Source organism: Oceanispirochaeta crateris, assembly GCF_008329965.1.
GTDB lineage: Bacteria > Spirochaetota > Spirochaetia > DSM-2461 > DSM-2461 > Oceanispirochaeta > Oceanispirochaeta crateris.
On sequence record NZ_CP036150.1, the window covers coordinates 1,366,333 to 1,381,980 of the forward strand.

13 protein-coding genes and 1 tRNA gene are annotated in these 15,648 nt (G+C 41.0%); 6 read left to right on the forward strand and 8 right to left on the reverse strand.

The annotated features are described in order from the left end of the window. Positions 1-62 precede the first annotated feature (62 nt). The 3 genes from EXM22_RS06225 to rpiB are packed head-to-tail and all read left to right on the forward strand — an operon-like array spanning position 63 to position 2,253. Complete coding sequence (locus EXM22_RS06225) at positions 63-965, forward strand: ABC transporter permease (RefSeq protein WP_149485682.1); 903 nt, start codon at positions 63-65, stop codon at positions 963-965. After that, on the forward strand, positions 962-1,753 hold the full coding sequence (locus tag EXM22_RS06230) for an ABC transporter ATP-binding protein (RefSeq protein WP_149485683.1): 792 nt from the start codon (positions 962-964) through the stop codon (positions 1,751-1,753). The genes EXM22_RS06225 and EXM22_RS06230 overlap by 4 nt, the downstream gene beginning before the upstream one ends. Before the next feature lie 59 nt (positions 1,754-1,812). Next, positions 1,813-2,253 (forward strand): ribose 5-phosphate isomerase B, encoded by a 441-nt coding sequence (rpiB, locus tag EXM22_RS06235; RefSeq protein WP_149485684.1) that lies wholly within the window; start codon positions 1,813-1,815, stop codon positions 2,251-2,253. A 35-nt stretch (positions 2,254-2,288) separates the two neighbouring features. Here the strand turns inward: rpiB and deoD are convergent, their stop codons facing one another. Beyond that, positions 2,289-2,993, reverse strand: coding sequence for a purine-nucleoside phosphorylase (deoD, locus tag EXM22_RS06240; RefSeq protein ID WP_149485685.1), 705 nt, complete (start codon positions 2,991-2,993; stop codon positions 2,289-2,291). A gap of 160 nt (positions 2,994-3,153) precedes the next feature. On the opposite strand from deoD, the gene EXM22_RS06245 reads away from it, so the two are divergent. Both EXM22_RS06245 and EXM22_RS06250 read left to right on the forward strand, forming a co-directional pair. Beyond that, positions 3,154-3,227 (forward strand) — tRNA-Arg (locus tag EXM22_RS06245). Positions 3,228-3,273: 46 nt separating this feature from the next. Further along, positions 3,274-3,861 carry an ACP phosphodiesterase gene (locus tag EXM22_RS06250; RefSeq protein WP_149485686.1) on the forward strand — a complete coding sequence of 196 codons (588 nt, stop codon included), beginning with the start codon at positions 3,274-3,276 and terminating at the stop codon, positions 3,859-3,861. On the opposite strand, the gene EXM22_RS06255 is transcribed toward EXM22_RS06250, so the two are convergent. Further along, positions 3,842-4,873, reverse strand: coding sequence for a hypothetical protein (locus EXM22_RS06255; protein ID WP_149485687.1), 1,032 nt, complete (start codon positions 4,871-4,873; stop codon positions 3,842-3,844). The two genes, EXM22_RS06250 and EXM22_RS06255, sit on opposite strands and share 20 nt — an antisense overlap. 43 nt (positions 4,874-4,916) lie before the next feature. Next, entirely contained in the window at positions 4,917-5,879 is a 963-nt protein-coding gene (locus tag EXM22_RS06260) for a class I SAM-dependent methyltransferase (protein WP_149485688.1), read from the reverse strand. A gap of 175 nt (positions 5,880-6,054) precedes the next feature. On the opposite strand from EXM22_RS06260, the gene EXM22_RS06265 reads away from it, so the two are divergent. Further along, complete coding sequence (locus tag EXM22_RS06265) at positions 6,055-8,466, forward strand: glycoside hydrolase family 2 protein (RefSeq protein ID WP_149485689.1); 2,412 nt, start codon at positions 6,055-6,057, stop codon at positions 8,464-8,466. Here EXM22_RS06265 and EXM22_RS06270 read toward each other — a convergent pair. The 5 genes from EXM22_RS06270 to sppA all read right to left on the reverse strand — a co-directional run bounded on the left by EXM22_RS06270 (position 8,463) and on the right by sppA (position 15,595). Next, positions 8,463-10,856, reverse strand: coding sequence for an alpha-galactosidase (locus EXM22_RS06270; RefSeq protein ID WP_210411560.1), 2,394 nt, complete (start codon positions 10,854-10,856; stop codon positions 8,463-8,465). The genes EXM22_RS06265 and EXM22_RS06270 overlap by 4 nt on opposite strands. Continuing rightward, complete coding sequence (melB, locus tag EXM22_RS06275; RefSeq protein ID WP_168203380.1) at positions 10,810-12,207, reverse strand: melibiose:sodium transporter MelB; 1,398 nt, start codon at positions 12,205-12,207, stop codon at positions 10,810-10,812. Before melB ends, EXM22_RS06270 begins: the two co-directional genes overlap by 47 nt. Positions 12,208-12,367: 160 nt before the next feature. Next, positions 12,368-13,288, reverse strand: a complete 921-nt coding sequence (locus EXM22_RS06280; RefSeq protein WP_149485692.1) for an SPFH domain-containing protein — start codon at positions 13,286-13,288, stop codon at positions 12,368-12,370. Positions 13,289-13,316: 28 nt separating this feature from the next. Then, positions 13,317-13,781, reverse strand: coding sequence for an NfeD family protein (locus tag EXM22_RS06285; protein WP_149485693.1), 465 nt, complete (start codon positions 13,779-13,781; stop codon positions 13,317-13,319). A 41-nt stretch (positions 13,782-13,822) separates the two neighbouring features. Beyond that, on the reverse strand, positions 13,823-15,595 hold the full coding sequence (sppA, locus tag EXM22_RS06290; protein ID WP_149485694.1) for a signal peptide peptidase SppA: 1,773 nt from the start codon (positions 15,593-15,595) through the stop codon (positions 13,823-13,825). Positions 15,596-15,648: the final 53 nt, after the last annotated feature.

Consider the following 15,648-nt stretch of genomic DNA (forward strand, 5'->3'; position numbering starts at 1 on the left):
AGAGTACTAGTACTCACGGTTCAGCCCCTTATTTTTTTCCATTTTATTTAAAAGAGGTAATAATGATTGAAGGGATTTTAGTTGAAGGTCTCATATTTGGTATTCTGGCTTTGGGTGTTTTTATAACCTTCAGAATCCTGGATTTTCCCGATCTGACTGTTGATGGAAGTTTTCCCCTGGGAGCCGTTACAGCAGGAAGCTGTTTGCAAGCAGGAATGCATCCTCTTCTGGCTCTCATCCTCGCATTTGTGGCCGGTGCAGCCGCGGGAACCGTGACCGCCGTTATTCATAATAAATTGAAGGTTCCCAATTTACTGGCTGGGATTCTGACAATGACCATGCTCTACTCCGTAAACATCCGGGTTTTGGGCAACAGAGCCAATCTTCCCCTCTTAAAGTTGCGCACCATCATTGACGACGTCATGGTTCTTTCAGAACCTCTTATGTCTTATACAATAGCCCTTTTACTATTCTTTCTCATTGTCTTTTTTATGATTAAATTCCTCCTGGATATATTTTTCATGACTGATATGGGTCTATCCATGGGTGCCATGGGTAATAACGAGCAGATGATTATAACTCTGGGTGTGAATCCAGACACGATGAAGATCATTGGCCTGAGCCTTTCAAATGGCCTCGTTGGTCTCTCGGGAGCCCTATTTGCCCAGTACCAGGGGTTTGCCGATGTAAATCTGGGACAGGGTATTGTTGTTTCAGGTCTGGCCATGGTCATGCTGGGAGAATTCCTGATAAGATCAAACAAAATCTATTTTCTTACTTTTCGTGTGCTCTTGGGTGCCATTCTATTCAAAGCCATTATGTTTTATGGCCGTTACTATGGATACTATATCCATTTAACACCTAACGACCTCAAATTGATCACAGGTCTTCTCATCATTCTGTCTCTGACCATTTCAAAAATGAAGAATAGAGACTTACTCAAGCCATTCAGAGGTAAAAAATGATAGACATTCAAAATCTCAATATGATCTTCGGAGAAGGTACTCCCAACAGAAATCACGTTTTAAAAGATGTGAACCTTAACGTTAAAAAGGGAGATTTTATCACCATTGTTGGCTCAAATGGCGCCGGTAAAACAACCCTCTATAATGCCCTTTCAGGACATGATCCCGTCTTTTCCGGGAAGATTTCATTTAACGGTATTGATGTAACATCCATGGCTGAATATAAAAGAGCCTCTTTTATCGGCAGAATCTTTCAAAACCCCCTCTTGGGAACAGCAGGCAATATGTCCATCGAAGACAATATGGTCATTGCCGCTTACAAGGGAATCAAAAAAGTAAAAAGAACCCTGAATAAGAAAAAAAGAGATGAATTTATTACACTGCTGACCCGGCTAGAGATGGACCTGGAAAACCGATTGAAAGACAATGTAGCCCTGCTCTCGGGTGGTCAAAGACAGGCTCTCACTCTGCTGATGATGGTAATGTCCCGTCCCGAGCTGATTCTTCTAGACGAACATACGGCAGCATTGGACCCCAGGAACGCCGCAAAAGTCATGGAGCTGACTCTTCAATTTATCCAGGAATACGATCTTACAGCCATGATGATCACCCATAATATGCAGCATGCCATTGATTATGGAAACAGATTGATCATGATGGATAAGGGTGAAATTATCATGGATATTCAAGGTGAAGAAAAAGATGGATTGACTGTGAAAGCTCTTGTCAAAAAGTTTCATCATATCCGAAAAGAGGAATTCCTCAATGATGAAGCCCTGTTAAGTTAAATACTGCTGATGATTTTAGGGGATGTTCAAACACCCCAATCTTAAAACAGGAGAAGTAAATGAAAAAAGTTGTAATTGCCAATGATCACGGTGCTGTGGAAATGAAAGATGAGATTGTTAACTTTCTAAAGCAAAAGGGATTTGAAGTCAATGATCTGGGACTGGCTGAAGGAGAATCGGCTGATTATCCGGATATGGCAGAACTAGCCTGCAAAGAGTACCTCAAAGGAGGATATGAATTTGCTGTGGTGCTCTGTGGTACCGGTATTGGTATTTCCATCTCTGCAAATAAGATAAAAGGCATTCGTTGTGCCCTGGTACAAAACAGTTATGCTGCTGAAATGACCAAAAGGCACAACAATGCCAATGTCATTGCCTTTGGCGGAAGAGTGGACTACCCCGAAAAAGTGACTGATATCCTCGAGGCCTATCTAAACGCAGAGTTTGAAGGTGGCAGACACGAACGGCGTGTTGAAAAGATAATGTCTTTAGAAAAATAACGATACAGGGGCTGTAATCCAGCCCCTGAACAGTATTAGTAAATTGCTGTTTCCAAGGCCAATTTCATCATCTGGGTAAATGTCTTTTCCCGCTCTTCCGAACTGGTGGCCTCATGGGTAACAAGTGAGTCACTGACAGTCAGGATGGTCAGAGCTTCTATACCCTTCTTGGCCGCCAATGTATAAAGGGCAGCCGCTTCCATTTCCACAGCCAGCACATTATGGTTAGACCAGATTTTCCACTCTTCCGGATCGTCATTGTAAAAAATATCCGTTGAAAGAATATTACCGGCATGAAAATCAAGATTCAGGGCTTCAGCTGCCTTTACAGCCTTGGCAAAGAGGGAATAGCTGGCAGTAGGTGCAAAAGTCATGCCTCTGAAGGTGATATCATTGAGACTACTATTTGTTGATGCGCTCATTCCGAGAATGATGTCTCTTATCTTCACCTCTTCCCTTAGAGAACCGCAGGACCCGATCCGCATGATCCTTTTGACACCAAAATCATTGATCAATTCATTCACATAAATACCAATGGATGGAATTCCCATTCCACTCCCCTGGATGGAAACTCTTTTCCCCTTATATAGACCTGTATAGCCATACATTCCCCGGACTTCTGTATAACAGACGGCCTCTTCTAGAAATGTTTCGGCTATATATCTGGCTCTCAGCGGATCTCCAGGCATAAGAACCGTGTCTGCGATATCGCCCACCCTGGCTCCAATATGTATACTCATTCATGACTCCTTTGTCCTAATTCTTAATATAAAACTATAAAATATTATCAATGATTTTAAAAGAACGTCCAGAACAAATAAAGTAGATGAACTGAGAAGACAATGCCGGTTTAACTCTTATTGACAGGCTAGATCATTTGGATTATTGTTCTTCCAACAAGGTCGATTAGCTCATTTGGATAGAGCGCTTCCCTCCGGAGGAAGAGGTGGTGAGTTCGAATCTCGCATCGATCATTTTGATTTTGTTGACAGGGTAGTTCATTAGAACTACCCTTTTTTTATGAACTATCTGGCACACGCCTTCCTTTCACCCCCGAATGATGAAATTCTCATTGGTAATATGGCCTGTGATATGATCAGTCCGAAAGATTATACCATGCTGACACCGGGCATAAGAGAGGGATTTGCATTGCATCACAGAATTGACAGAGCCACCGATGCCCATGAAGGGTTCAAGGAAATCCGATCCATTTTCAATGAGGATGGACACCCTTACGCCGGGGTTCTTGTAGATATAATTTGTGATCATTACCTGGCCTGTTTCTGGGATGAGTATAGTTCTGATTCTCTAGATTTATTTTCAAAGAGGGTTTATGGAGTACTCAAGGAAAAAGCAGACGACCTGCCTGGACACTTTCCCCGCCTTGCCTCTTCTATCCAAAAAGAAGATTGGTTTGGTCAATTCACGAAACTTGAAGGATTAAAATCGGGTCTATCACGTCTGACATACAGAACCAGCAGAAAACTTCCCATCGATAGAATAATGGACCTAGTTCTCCAAAAAAAAGAGGTTTTGGTACCGCCTTTTCATAGCTTGATGAAGAGTCTTTGCCATGAAATAGGCCCGGTTATTCAAGAGAGAGGATGAGAACATCACTGTAATCGGCATATTCATCATACACAATCTGAGTGATACACAGCTTGCCCGATGAACTTAAATCCAACCCCTGAAATTGATAGGTATTTGAGGGTCCTTCATAGAAGATATGTTCTTCTCCGGCACTATTTACCGAGAGAATCTGCCACTGATCATCCCTTTTAACTGCCAGGAGGATTTCTTCTTTACCCAACCATTGAATACCGCCGATCTCCTGGTATTCATAAACCCCTTTTGCATCAAAATTAATATTCCCGTCAGTGTCAAAGATCTTAAAGGTTTGAGTCGTCCCCTCAGAGCTTTCAAGATTCTGACAGACTAGAAATTCACTGATTGTATCGGGGGATGACAAATCCCGATAGACATCAAGAGAATGGTAATAATTTCCTACTAAATCTCCCTGAGAGTCCAAAGAAAAGGTTCCAGACTCGAGGTCAATGACATGAGAAGAATCTGTTAAAAAATTATAATAGTAGAGCCTTTGAATGGCCGTATTGGAGAGCTCATCGTACTCTGTACCAAGATAGACGATCTGATCATCCCATGGATAGGTTAATGCTGTGATTGACAGAGAAGATGGATTGGGAACCATCTTGTTCTGGCTACCATCCAGTTGGAATGTCTGATGATCTGAAGTTCCAAAAACGAGGCGGATAATTTGAGACTCTTTTGATTCGTCAGTAGCCATATTCACAAGAGCCGTACTGCCATCATCACTAAGAGCTATATTTCTTATTTCCTGTACGGCAGGATTGAGAAACAGAATGATACGGTCTTCTTCATATCCCACAAGATTCTGTTTCGTAAGTATCCTTTTTTCAGATTTACGGGCTGTCCAGAAATTCTCATCAGAGGATAGAACGGGATTTGTAATGGATTCATCATAGGGAAGAATCAACTGACCGACACTTCCCAGAATAAATGAGGATGAAAAGGATTCATCCGGTCTCTCGGAGCAGGATAACAAGAATCCTATGAATAGAAGCAATAGAAACTTTCTCATGAAACCTTTCCTTAATTTATTTTACCCCGATATAAGCCCTGCATCAAGATTCTGCATATTTTGGAACGTACCCTGTGGCAAAGAATGTCTTCAAACCCCTGTCGGGGAAGCGTCCCAAATATTCAGGCGGACAGGGAATATCCTCAATATTTGTAAAAGTTCCCGGGGTTTCAGCCTGAATCATATCCAGAAATTCCTTCTTCCCGAAATCAGATGCATTGAGACAAAACAGGACCGCTCCACCTTCTGCCAGAATCTGTTCAAGTCGCTGCATAAGCCTGGGATAATCTTTTTTATACTGAAAACTACTTCCCTGCTGAGGAGGTGGATCCAATATGATTAAACTGTAGGGTCCCCTCTTTTTTATTTTACCAAAGGACTTGAAAATATCGTAAGCAAAAATTGCTAATTTTCGGGCATCCAGCTTATTGAGTTCATGGTTTTTTTTTCCTATATATAATGAATTTTTATTCATATCCCAGTTATCCACACGGGTGGCTCCACCCTTGAGAGCGGCCACCGAAAAAGAGCATGTATAGGCGAACAGGTTTAGTACTGGAAGGATGGCCTCCGATGGGAGGTCATATGCTGATTTTTCCATATACTCCCTCACCCTTTTTCTACCGTTCTTCATATCTGCGAAGAATCCTGGATTCTGACCCCGGTTTGTATGAACCTGATAGAATAATCCATTCTCTTCTACAAGAATTGTCTCTGGACAATCCTTACTCAAATACAGATTCTCAGCCTGGCCGGCCTGGCGGTATTGAATTCTGATACAGCATCCAGGATATTCCTTTTGGAATAATGTAATGAGCCTCTCAGACTCTTCTGTAGCCAAATCACGATAGGTGACGACAAAGAAAAATGACCCGAAACGGTCTATGAGAAGCTGTTCTAAACCAGGGATACTCCCGGATGGTCCGTTAAATATTTTTTCACATTCCAGATTATTCTCAATCCTGCGGGATGAGATGCTCTCCAGGAGCTGATTCCATTGATCCATGTCCTGATTCTCGGCAGATGACAGGATTAAATGTTTCTCTAATTTTAATTACACTGAGAAAAGATAGGGATGAACAGCCAAATGGGAGCTTTATAATTCCCTTGCTAAGGATCATAGACTCTTTCTATAATAAATATCAGAGTAGACAAAAGATCAGGGTTCATAAGGAGCGTTCATGCCGAATAAAGAAGACATTAATTTTGACTGGAGATACAGTGCTGATTTCAAAGAAGAATATATATCTCCTTCCTTTGATGATACGAATTTCGCTAACGTCAATATACCTCATACAAACATAGAAACACCCTATAATAATTTTGATGAAAAGATGTATCAGTTTGTGTCTACATATAAGAAGAAGATCCTGATTAAAAAGCTATCCGCCGATGAAAGAATCTATATAAAATTCGATGCTATAATGACTTATGCAAAGGTTTATTTGAATGGCCAGTTTATAGGAGACCATAAGGGTGGTTATACTCCTTTCAGATTAGACCTGACTGATTTTGCCATTATAGACTCTCTGAATGACTTAACAGTGGTTGTTGATTCCCATGAAAAAGAAGAAATACCCCCTTTTGGTTTTGTTGTGGACTACCTCAGCTACGGCGGAATCTACAGAGAAGTCTCTTTAGAGTATTGTCATCAAATTCATATAGGAACTGCGGGTGTTAAAACAAAAAATGTTCTTAGTGAAAAACCGGAATTGGAGATAGACCTCTATATACAGAATCAGAATCAGAGGAAAGCTGATCTAAAAGTAGAGTTTGCACTGATATTCGAAGAAGATGTAAGTAATTCTTTCTCCAAATCAATAAGGTTGACTGGTGATCGGACGGAAAAAATAAGCCTTAATAAAACTGTTGAAAATATTCATCTTTGGGATTTGGAACACCCAAACCTCTATTTTCTAGAAATATCCCTATTCCATGGGGACAGATGCATAGATTCCTACTCCGTCCGTTTTGGTTTCAGAGAGGCTTTGTTTACAAAAAAAGGGTTTCTATTAAATGGGAAAAAGTTAAAAATTCTAGGATTGAATCGACATCAGTCCTTTCCCTATGTGGGTTACGCCATGCCTAAAAGTGCCCAGTACAAGGATGCAGAAATTTTAAAATATGAATTAGGAGTCAATACGGTCAGATTATCCCATTATCCCCAGAGTGACCATTTCATGAACAGGTGTGATGAAATAGGACTACTGGTTTTGGATGAGATACCCGGATGGCAGCATATCGGAGATGAATCCTGGCAGAGGATTGCATTGCAGAATGTCCAGGAAATGATTCTCAAAGATATGAATCATCCTTCTGTCATTATATGGGGTATCAGGATAAATGAATCCAGTGAAAACCCTGAATTCTATCAAAAGACAAATTTTCTGGCCCATTCTCTGGATCAGACAAGACAGACAGGGGGAGTTCGCAATATCAAGAAGAGTCCTCTGCTGGAGGATGTCTATACCTACAATGATTTTTTCCACAATGGTACCAATCAGGGGCTTGAGAGAAAAAGGGCCGTTACCCAAAACCGGAATCCCTACCTTATAACAGAGCATAACGGACATATGTTTCCCACCAAAAAATTTGATGATGAATCCCACCGCATAGAACAGGCCAAACGGCATTTGAAAGTTATCAATGCTATGAAAAAAGATGATTTTATTGCCGGAGCCATTGGCTGGTGTATGTTTGATTACAATACTCATAAAGAATTCGGAAGTGGAGATAAAATTTGCTATCACGGTGTGATGGATATGTTCAGAATTCCCAAAGACGCCGCCTATGTGTATCTCTCACAACAAAAAAGAACGCCAATGATGCATGTGGCCAGTTCACTTAATATTGGGGAATACAAGGGCTCCATGTTAGAAGATATTTATATTTTTACAAATTGTGATTTTATCAAAGTTTATAAAAACGGCAGCTATATTAATAGTTTTTATCCCCAACGAGATACTTATGCTTCGGTGGATCACCCCCCCATTATTGTCGATGATCTTATAGGTGATGCCATAGAGAAGAACGAGAGATTTTCCCCAGGGGATGCACGGATTATTAAGAAGATACTGATACATATAAGCAAAAATGGAGTTAAACTGAATGTACTTCAAATCTTGCAAATGGGATGGATTTTTCTCAAATACAAAATGAATCAGCACCAGGCCCAGGATCTTTATACAAAGTATTTTGGTGGATGGGGTGCAGCCTCAGTAGACTATCTGTTTGAAGGTTTTATTAATGATTCACCAGTCATCAAAGTACATAAGAGTCAGGTCTTTACACCACATCTGGAAGCCCTAGCGGATTCGAAGGTCTTAAAAGAAGGGGCAACTTACGATGTGAGCCGGGTAGTTCTTCACTTACTGGATGAAAACAACAATCCGATAGTCTATGCCCATGACACTCTGATTCTAACAGCAGAGGGACCCATCGAGATCATTGGCCCAACAAGACTCTCACTCATTGGCGGTTCGGTGGCTTTCTGGATAAAATCCATAGGAAAGTCTGGCACTGCTTCTGTAAAAATTGAATCCCACCGTTTCGGCCAGATTGAGAAAACATTTAAAGTTTTAAAAGAGGACTAATCTTCAACTGCCCTTAGTATGAATAACCGGGAACCGAAATCACCAAGAAAGGCACAATGGTCATCAAGCCCCGTCCCGTAGAACTGCTGTTTGGGAACGAAGCCTCGAAACATTAATTGATCTCCAAAAGCCTTAAATTCAGTCTTTTCCAATTCATAGAGATAATTTTCAGCTATTTTAGAATGCAGGATTCCTTCGGTATTGATTGAAACAGGCAGAGCTTGGTTTATCAGGTCACCAAATTGACGGATATCCATAAATTGTGTTCTGTTTTGTACTTCATACAACATGTCCGGATTTAATCCTTCCAGTAGATACCGTTCTGAAGGAGGATTAGGCTGAGCCAGTTGCTGATAATAACCAAGAATTGCATCTTTTTGATCCTCTGATACAATCATCCATAGGGATGTTCCCCTGTCTGAAGGAGCCTTAATCCTGTAAAAAGTCCCAAACTGAAGCAACTTTCGATGTTCTTTGTAAAACGCAATCTGCTTCTTTATAACTTTCTTTTCAAAATTGGTGATTTTTGAAAGATCAAGTTCATAACCGAGCAAACCGAATGCCGCCGTATTGAAACGGGATTCTATGGGAGTATTTCTAAGTACCTGATGGTTAGGAACAGCACTAACATGGGCTCCCATGACAGAAGTAGGAGCAAAAAGTGAACTCCCCGATTGAATATGCAGCCTTTCCATAGCATCAGTATTATCACTTGTCCAAATTTGAGGCATAAAACAGAACATGGCCAGGTCAAAACGGTTCCCTCCGCTGGCACAGGATTCAAAAAGAATATGCGGGAATTGCTCTGTCAACTCTTTGAGAATACCATAGAGTCCCAGAACATATCGATGGGAGAATTCTTTCTGTTGTTCTGGCTTTAAAGAATGAGAATAAATGTCACTAAAATTTCTGTTCATATCCCATTTTACATAGGAAATATCAGCACTTGAGAACAGAGATTTCATGGATTCACAAATATATTCACAGACAAGAGGATTTGCCAGATCCAAAATAAATTGATTCCTTGCCGGAGAGGGTTCTCTCATCGGGCATTGTATCATCCACTCAGGATGCTGTTTATAAAGCTCACTCTCAATTGATATCATTTCCGGTTCAACCCAGATACCAAAATCAAGACCTGTCTTTTTTATTTTATCTCCTAGTCCTTTCAGACCTCCAGGAAGCTTTTTAAGATTGACAGTCCAGTCTCCCAAAGAAGAGTGATCATCTTCTCTTTTTCCAAACCAACCATCATCAAGAACGAACAATTCCATTCCCAATGCTTTTGCCTCTTTTGCTAGGCTGAGCAGTTTTTTTTCATTAAATTTGAAATAGGTAGCTTCCCAGTTATTAAATAATATAGGTCTCTCTTTAAACTGCCATGGTCCCCGGACTATATTGAAGCGAATGAATCTATGATACATAGAACTGATCCCGTTTATACCCTTATCTGAAAACACAAGTAGTGCTTCTGGAGACTGAAAGATCTCATTTTCATTCAATTTCCAGGAAAAATCAAAATCATTTATTCCCATCTGGATGCGGGTTTTGTCATGGGTATTCACTTCAACAGAACTACTGTGGTTTCCACTATAGATAAGGGCAAACCCATAGGCATTCCCTGAAATTTCACTAGCATTTGAATCGCATAAGAGGATAAACGGATTATGATCACTCCCACTGACGCCTCTACGTGAACTGATTTCTGTCATTCCATAATTTAAAGCACGACGATGGGAAAACCGTTCTCTGATCCAGCTTCCATCTAGAGTCACAAGATCAAAATCAGGCTTGTCAAAATCAAGTGAAAAACTGCTGATTTTATCAATAATGAGGACTTGTTTCCCCCTATTCTGTAAACTCACAGATCTACTGATGACGTCTTTGTCATGAAAAATGCTGTAGCTGAGGATCAATCTCAGCTCATAGCATTTGTCTTCAAGGATCAATTCCAAAGACTGTACATCTTCACTTTCATATGCATAGGAGGATGGTAAACCGTCTAACTCTTTTTTTCCTGTAAATATCTGATGAGATTGATAAATAAAATCAAAAGTTCGATTTCCATCATTAGAGAGCAGCGAAATTGAAGGGTTTCGGTAATCTCCTTTGCCATAGGAGCTGTATTCAAGAAGTTCATGTTGGAGAGAAAAACCATCAATGAGTCTATTATAAGAAGTGGTTGAACCGTAGGAGATTTTTTTTTGATCAATAAAGTTCTCAAAATCATTCCGATGACGGATTTTTTTTCCAAAATATAAATGAGCAAGATGACCCGTCTCTAGGATCTGTAATACATAGCTGGAAGCCTTTGTTTGTAAATGAAATTGCCGGCTGGATTTGTTATAGTGAATCATAGACGGGGGATTCCTCTCTCTTTCCGATTTCATCAATAATTGTATTATAAAATTTTTTATCGATCTTATAGTATTTATTATATATGTACAGTGACAATACTAAACCCAATATTGGTAATAGAAACATCATCATGCGAATTCCATTTAAGGTGAACTCACTTTGAATCTCATTGGCTTTGAATTTGAATATGGTTAAACCGGCACCAATCACAAGAGCACTGGTTGCACTGGCAAACTTAACGACAAAAGGCTGCATAGAGAATATGACACCCTCATTCCTCTGTCTTAATTTCCATTCACCATAATCTACTGAATCTGCAAGCAAAACAGTGGATAGGACCTGAGACAGTCCAAGACCAAAAAAAAGGATTACCCCGCAACCCAGAAGTATTGAAATGGATTGTTTCCCAAAAAGACTGCTTAAAAATAGAAGTACGTACCCGAGAATGGGAAGAAGAACAGATAATTGAAAAATCTTCCTTCGGCTTATTCTTTTTGTGAATACTGGAAAAAGAACCATTGCCAGAACCTGTGAAATCCCAGCAACAATAGTAAAATGAGAAAAGAGCAATTCATTACTCATGTTATATTTGAAAAAATACAATCCTAATCCTGTTGTGATATAGGTGACAGAATTAAATATGATCATTGTGACCATAACAACAAGAGCTTGATCGTTTCTGAACAGGACCCGGAAAAGATCCTTAAGGGAAGTATTATTTTTAGAGACAGCTTCTTCTTTTACATTAAAAAATGTAATGAGAATTGTACCAATAAAAATGATAGAGATAGAGGCAGATAATAGAAAAAATCCTTTTTCCTGTATGGATAGATGATTCAAAAAACCAAAAATATTTGTTTTTCCAGCCTTCTCAACAAATATAAGACCCGCTGAAGCCACCGTAAAAAACCCCAATGAAGCAAAGACTCTAGGGATGACAGCCAGTTTTTCTCGCTCACTCTGATTAGAGGATAGAGCAGGAATCATAGACCAGTAGGGAATATCCATGATTGTGTAGGTCATACCCCAAAGAAGATAGACAATTGAAATATAAATATACTTCACCAGAGAAGAAAATGAAGGGTTATAAAATAAAAGCAGTAAAACAATGGAATTGATAAGTGTACCGCTTAAAATCCAGGGTCTGAATTTACCCCATCTTGTTCGTGTATTATCAACAATCATACCCATAATTGGATCGTTTATGGCATCCCACAAACGGGCAACAAAAAAAAGGCCTCCAAGAAATAAGGGCGCAATTCCGACAATGTCTGTAAAATAAAACATTATAAAGGTGGCAACAAGACCGTAAACCAAATCCTTCCCGAAAGCACCCGCCCCATAACTCATTTTAACTCTTAGCGAGATCTCTTGTTTTTGCATTGTTGCTGACTCCACATTCCTAGCTGTCATACATTGTACCATGCAGATTCTAACATCGAGATTAAAAAACTTATTTTTATGGATGACCATGCAATTGAGATATAAAAAAATACCCGGAAGATCTAATATTCCGGGTATTTCATCGACTATACTTTCAAGATTATTGACTGATTTCCTTTAGAGAAGCCGCCAATCCGGCAAGATTCTGGATCTCGGAGGGAATGATAATTTTAGTCGCCTGACCGTTGGCTACTTTGGCGAGGGCATCCAGACTCCTGAGCTGAATGACCGCGGCATCCACATGGGCATCCTTGATCATGGTCAGTCCCTTGGCAGTCGCCTCCTGAACTTTCAGAATTGCTTCGGCTTCACCATCTGCCTCACGTATTGAACGCTCTCTGTTGGCATCTGCCTGAAGAATAGCGGATTCTTTATCGGCTTCGGCCTTCAAAATGGTGGACTGTTTCACACCCTCAGCCATGAGAATCGCCGACATCTTTTCACCTTCGGCTCTCAAGATGGCCTCACGTCTGCCTCTTTCGGCTCTCATCTGCTTTTCCATGGCTTCCTGTATATCCGCAGGAGGAAGGATATTCTTGACTTCCACTCTGTTGACTTTGATCCCCCAGGGATCAGTAGCCTCATCTAGAATAGACCGCATTTTTGTATTGATGACATCCCGTGAAGTCAGTGTTTCATCCAACTCCAAATCACCAATGATATTCCTCAGAGTGGTTGCCGTTAAGTTCTCAATGGCAGAGATGGGTCTGTCTACTCCGTAAGTGAAAAGTTTTGCATCCGTAATCTGGTAATAGACAACCGTATCAATCTGCATTGTCACATTGTCTTTTGTGATAACAGGCTGAGGATCGAAGTCAATGACATTTTCCTTCATGGAAACCTTGTTTGAGACCCTGTCCACAAGAGGTATTTTCACATGGAGCCCTACTTCCCATGTGGTCTGGTAGGCTCCCAGCCTTTCAAGAATAAAGGCATTAGCCTGGGGAACGATTCTAATATTTTTAATCAATAGAATCAGCAAAAAAAGTAATACGGCAATTAATAGCCAAGATGAATTCATATTTTTTCTCCTAATATATTATGGCAGTTTATTCTGCCGGTTTCGCGATGATGATAGTGACTCCTTCAATGCGGATGACCTGGACCTGATCACCCGAGTTAAAAACACTCTTCGGGTCTTCCGGACGAGCAGTCCAAACCTGACCTGCCACCTTGACCTGCCCTGGTTTATCGGCGCTCACCGGAATCTGCACAATCCCATTCATACCGATTAAACGGTCGGCATTGGTTTTTTCCTTGCCCATGTTCATTTTCCTGACGGCCAGAGGACGGGTAAATATAAGCATGAGAATCGAAAGGACTAAAAAAACAACAATTTGTGCCGTAGCAGAAGGCATTATGAACGCAAGAACCATGCAGATCAGGGCGGCCAAAGCCAGCCAGACGGTGGTCATTCCCATTGTCAAACCTTCTATGACAGTCATGACTACAGCAATACCAAGCCAGACCCAGGGCATATTATTGATAATTTCCAAAGGCAGTATAATTTCCATAACTATGAATCTAACACCATTAGCATCTTTATTCCAATCTTTTATTTATTCCCCAACTGAGATAAAGCGTAGACTCTTCCAGGAACGAGTTCCGGCATAGAAACATCAATTCCCGGTAGGAAATCAAAAATGGAAATTTTGCCTTGTTGCAGCTTCATTAGGCTCTGACGTAAACTCATGGTACCCTGCCTATGATAACGGATATTAAACTCTTCCAGACCGGCAAGAGATGCAGCCGCGGCAATGCTTTCCTGGAGTGTTCCACTGTGATCGGCCAGCCCAATCTCCACAGCCTCTTCACCACTCCATATCCTACCTTCCGCCAAGGGCCTCAGTGTTTTCATTTCCAGATTTCGGCTCTCGGATACCAGTTCTAAAAACTGCTCATAAGTATGATTGACGGAACTCTGAAAAACAGTCTTGGACTGGCTATTCAAGGGCTGGTCAATCCTTTCCTGACCGCTCATCCAGGTCGTCCCGACACCATCCGAACGAATGCCTAATGTTTCTTCTGCAAATGAAGCGACCTGAGGAATAAGTGTGAATACTCCGATGCTCCCTGTGATTGTTCCTGGAGCCGTCCAAATTTCATCCCCTGCAGTGGCAATCCAATAGCCACCCGAAGCGGTAACTCCCCCCATTGAAATCAAAACAGTCTTTCCCTTGGTTTTGAGTTCAATGAGTTTACGTCGGATTAACTCTGATGCGTAGGCACTCCCCCCTCCTGTGTCCAGTCTTAATACAAGAGCTCCCACAGATCTATCTGCCCCAATCTCGTCTAAGCTACTGATCAAAGAGTCAGACCCGATAGACCAGGGAGAGCCTTCTCCTTGGTGAATTTGTCCCGCAGCAGAAAGAACGGCGACCGTTTTTTCTCCCTGAATAGAAGCCTCTCGATCTAGGAGCCTTTCATAATCGGCTCCCATCACGACAGAATCACTTCCCTCTTCCAAATGTCTCATCATTTCTCTGTCAAATTCTGAAAAATTCAACAGAGAGTCAATTAATTGGGAAGACAAGGCCGCTGAGGATTCTGACGCCCCCTGTTTGCTGATTAGGGAAGGATAATTTTGAATCCAGGATTCCAGTTGGCCTGGTTTTAAACCTCTGTTTTCACCAACTCTCGAGACATACTGTGACCAGAGTTTGTTTAACCAACGTCTATTTTCTTCTTTCATATCCTCCGACATGGAAGAAGAAATATATGAATTCCCATAGGATTTAAACTCACCTGCATGAAAGTAAGCCATTTCCAGATTCCATTTATCCATAGCCTTTCCATAATACGTTTTATATAGGCTGAAGCCGGGAAGGAGTACCTGTCCCATGGGGTCCATATATACACTGTCAGCACCAGATGCAAGGTAATAGCTATAGAGGTTGTAGTGATCTGCCCAAGTGAAAAGGGACTTCCCTTTACTTCTGAAATAACGGATATCCGACTCAATTTCCTGTAATACAGCCAATGAAGCATACTGAAGTTCTGAAAGATCCATTACCAAAAGTTTGATCCTTCTGTCTTCGGCTGCGGTACGGATTGTCCTGGAAAGTCGAAAAGCGGAAGTCTCTGAGACTGGTCCGGCAAGAGCCTCCATCCATTGAGGAAGCGCGTCTCCATCATTCATTTCTGACAGAGTTCCTACAGGCTTCAAATACAGGAGTGAATTATGGGGAACCTGTACCGTAGAAGGAAGAAAAGAGATGAGGATCAGAATCACTATAGACCAGAAAACAAGGTTAATTATAATGAGTCGGAGCAGGTTTAAAGATGCGAAGATCGAAGAAAAAAAACCTTTCTTCCGGTGGTGTTTCATAGGTCAGACTCCTGAGCTTTCGTAGACATGAACTAAATATAAAAAATATTGCC

Bases quoted from the DNA above. Each gene is read 5' to 3' on its own strand.
- EXM22_RS06230 (WP_149485683.1), top strand. From the start codon at position 962: ATGATAGACATTCAAAATCTCAATATGATCTTCGGAGAAGGTACTCCC.
- EXM22_RS06225 (WP_149485682.1), top strand. From the start codon at position 63: ATGATTGAAGGGATTTTAGTTGAAGGTCTCATATTTGGTATTCTGGCT.
- rpiB (WP_149485684.1), top strand. From the start codon at position 1,813: ATGAAAAAAGTTGTAATTGCCAATGATCACGGTGCTGTGGAAATGAAA.
- EXM22_RS06255 (WP_149485687.1), bottom strand. From the start codon at position 4,873: ATGAGAAAGTTTCTATTGCTTCTATTCATAGGATTCTTGTTATCCTGC.
- sppA (WP_149485694.1), bottom strand. From the start codon at position 15,595: ATGAAACACCACCGGAAGAAAGGTTTTTTTTCTTCGATCTTCGCATCT.
- EXM22_RS06280 (WP_149485692.1), bottom strand. From the start codon at position 13,288: ATGAATTCATCTTGGCTATTAATTGCCGTATTACTTTTTTTGCTGATT.
- EXM22_RS06250 (WP_149485686.1), top strand. From the start codon at position 3,274: ATGAACTATCTGGCACACGCCTTCCTTTCACCCCCGAATGATGAAATT.
- EXM22_RS06285 (WP_149485693.1), bottom strand. From the start codon at position 13,781: ATGGAAATTATACTGCCTTTGGAAATTATCAATAATATGCCCTGGGTC.
- deoD (WP_149485685.1), bottom strand. From the start codon at position 2,993: ATGAGTATACATATTGGAGCCAGGGTGGGCGATATCGCAGACACGGTT.
- EXM22_RS06270 (WP_210411560.1), bottom strand. From the start codon at position 10,856: ATGAAATCGGAAAGAGAGAGGAATCCCCCGTCTATGATTCACTATAAC.
- EXM22_RS06260 (WP_149485688.1), bottom strand. From the start codon at position 5,879: ATGGATCAATGGAATCAGCTCCTGGAGAGCATCTCATCCCGCAGGATT.
- EXM22_RS06265 (WP_149485689.1), top strand. From the start codon at position 6,055: ATGCCGAATAAAGAAGACATTAATTTTGACTGGAGATACAGTGCTGAT.
- melB (WP_168203380.1), bottom strand. From the start codon at position 12,207: ATGCAAAAACAAGAGATCTCGCTAAGAGTTAAAATGAGTTATGGGGCG.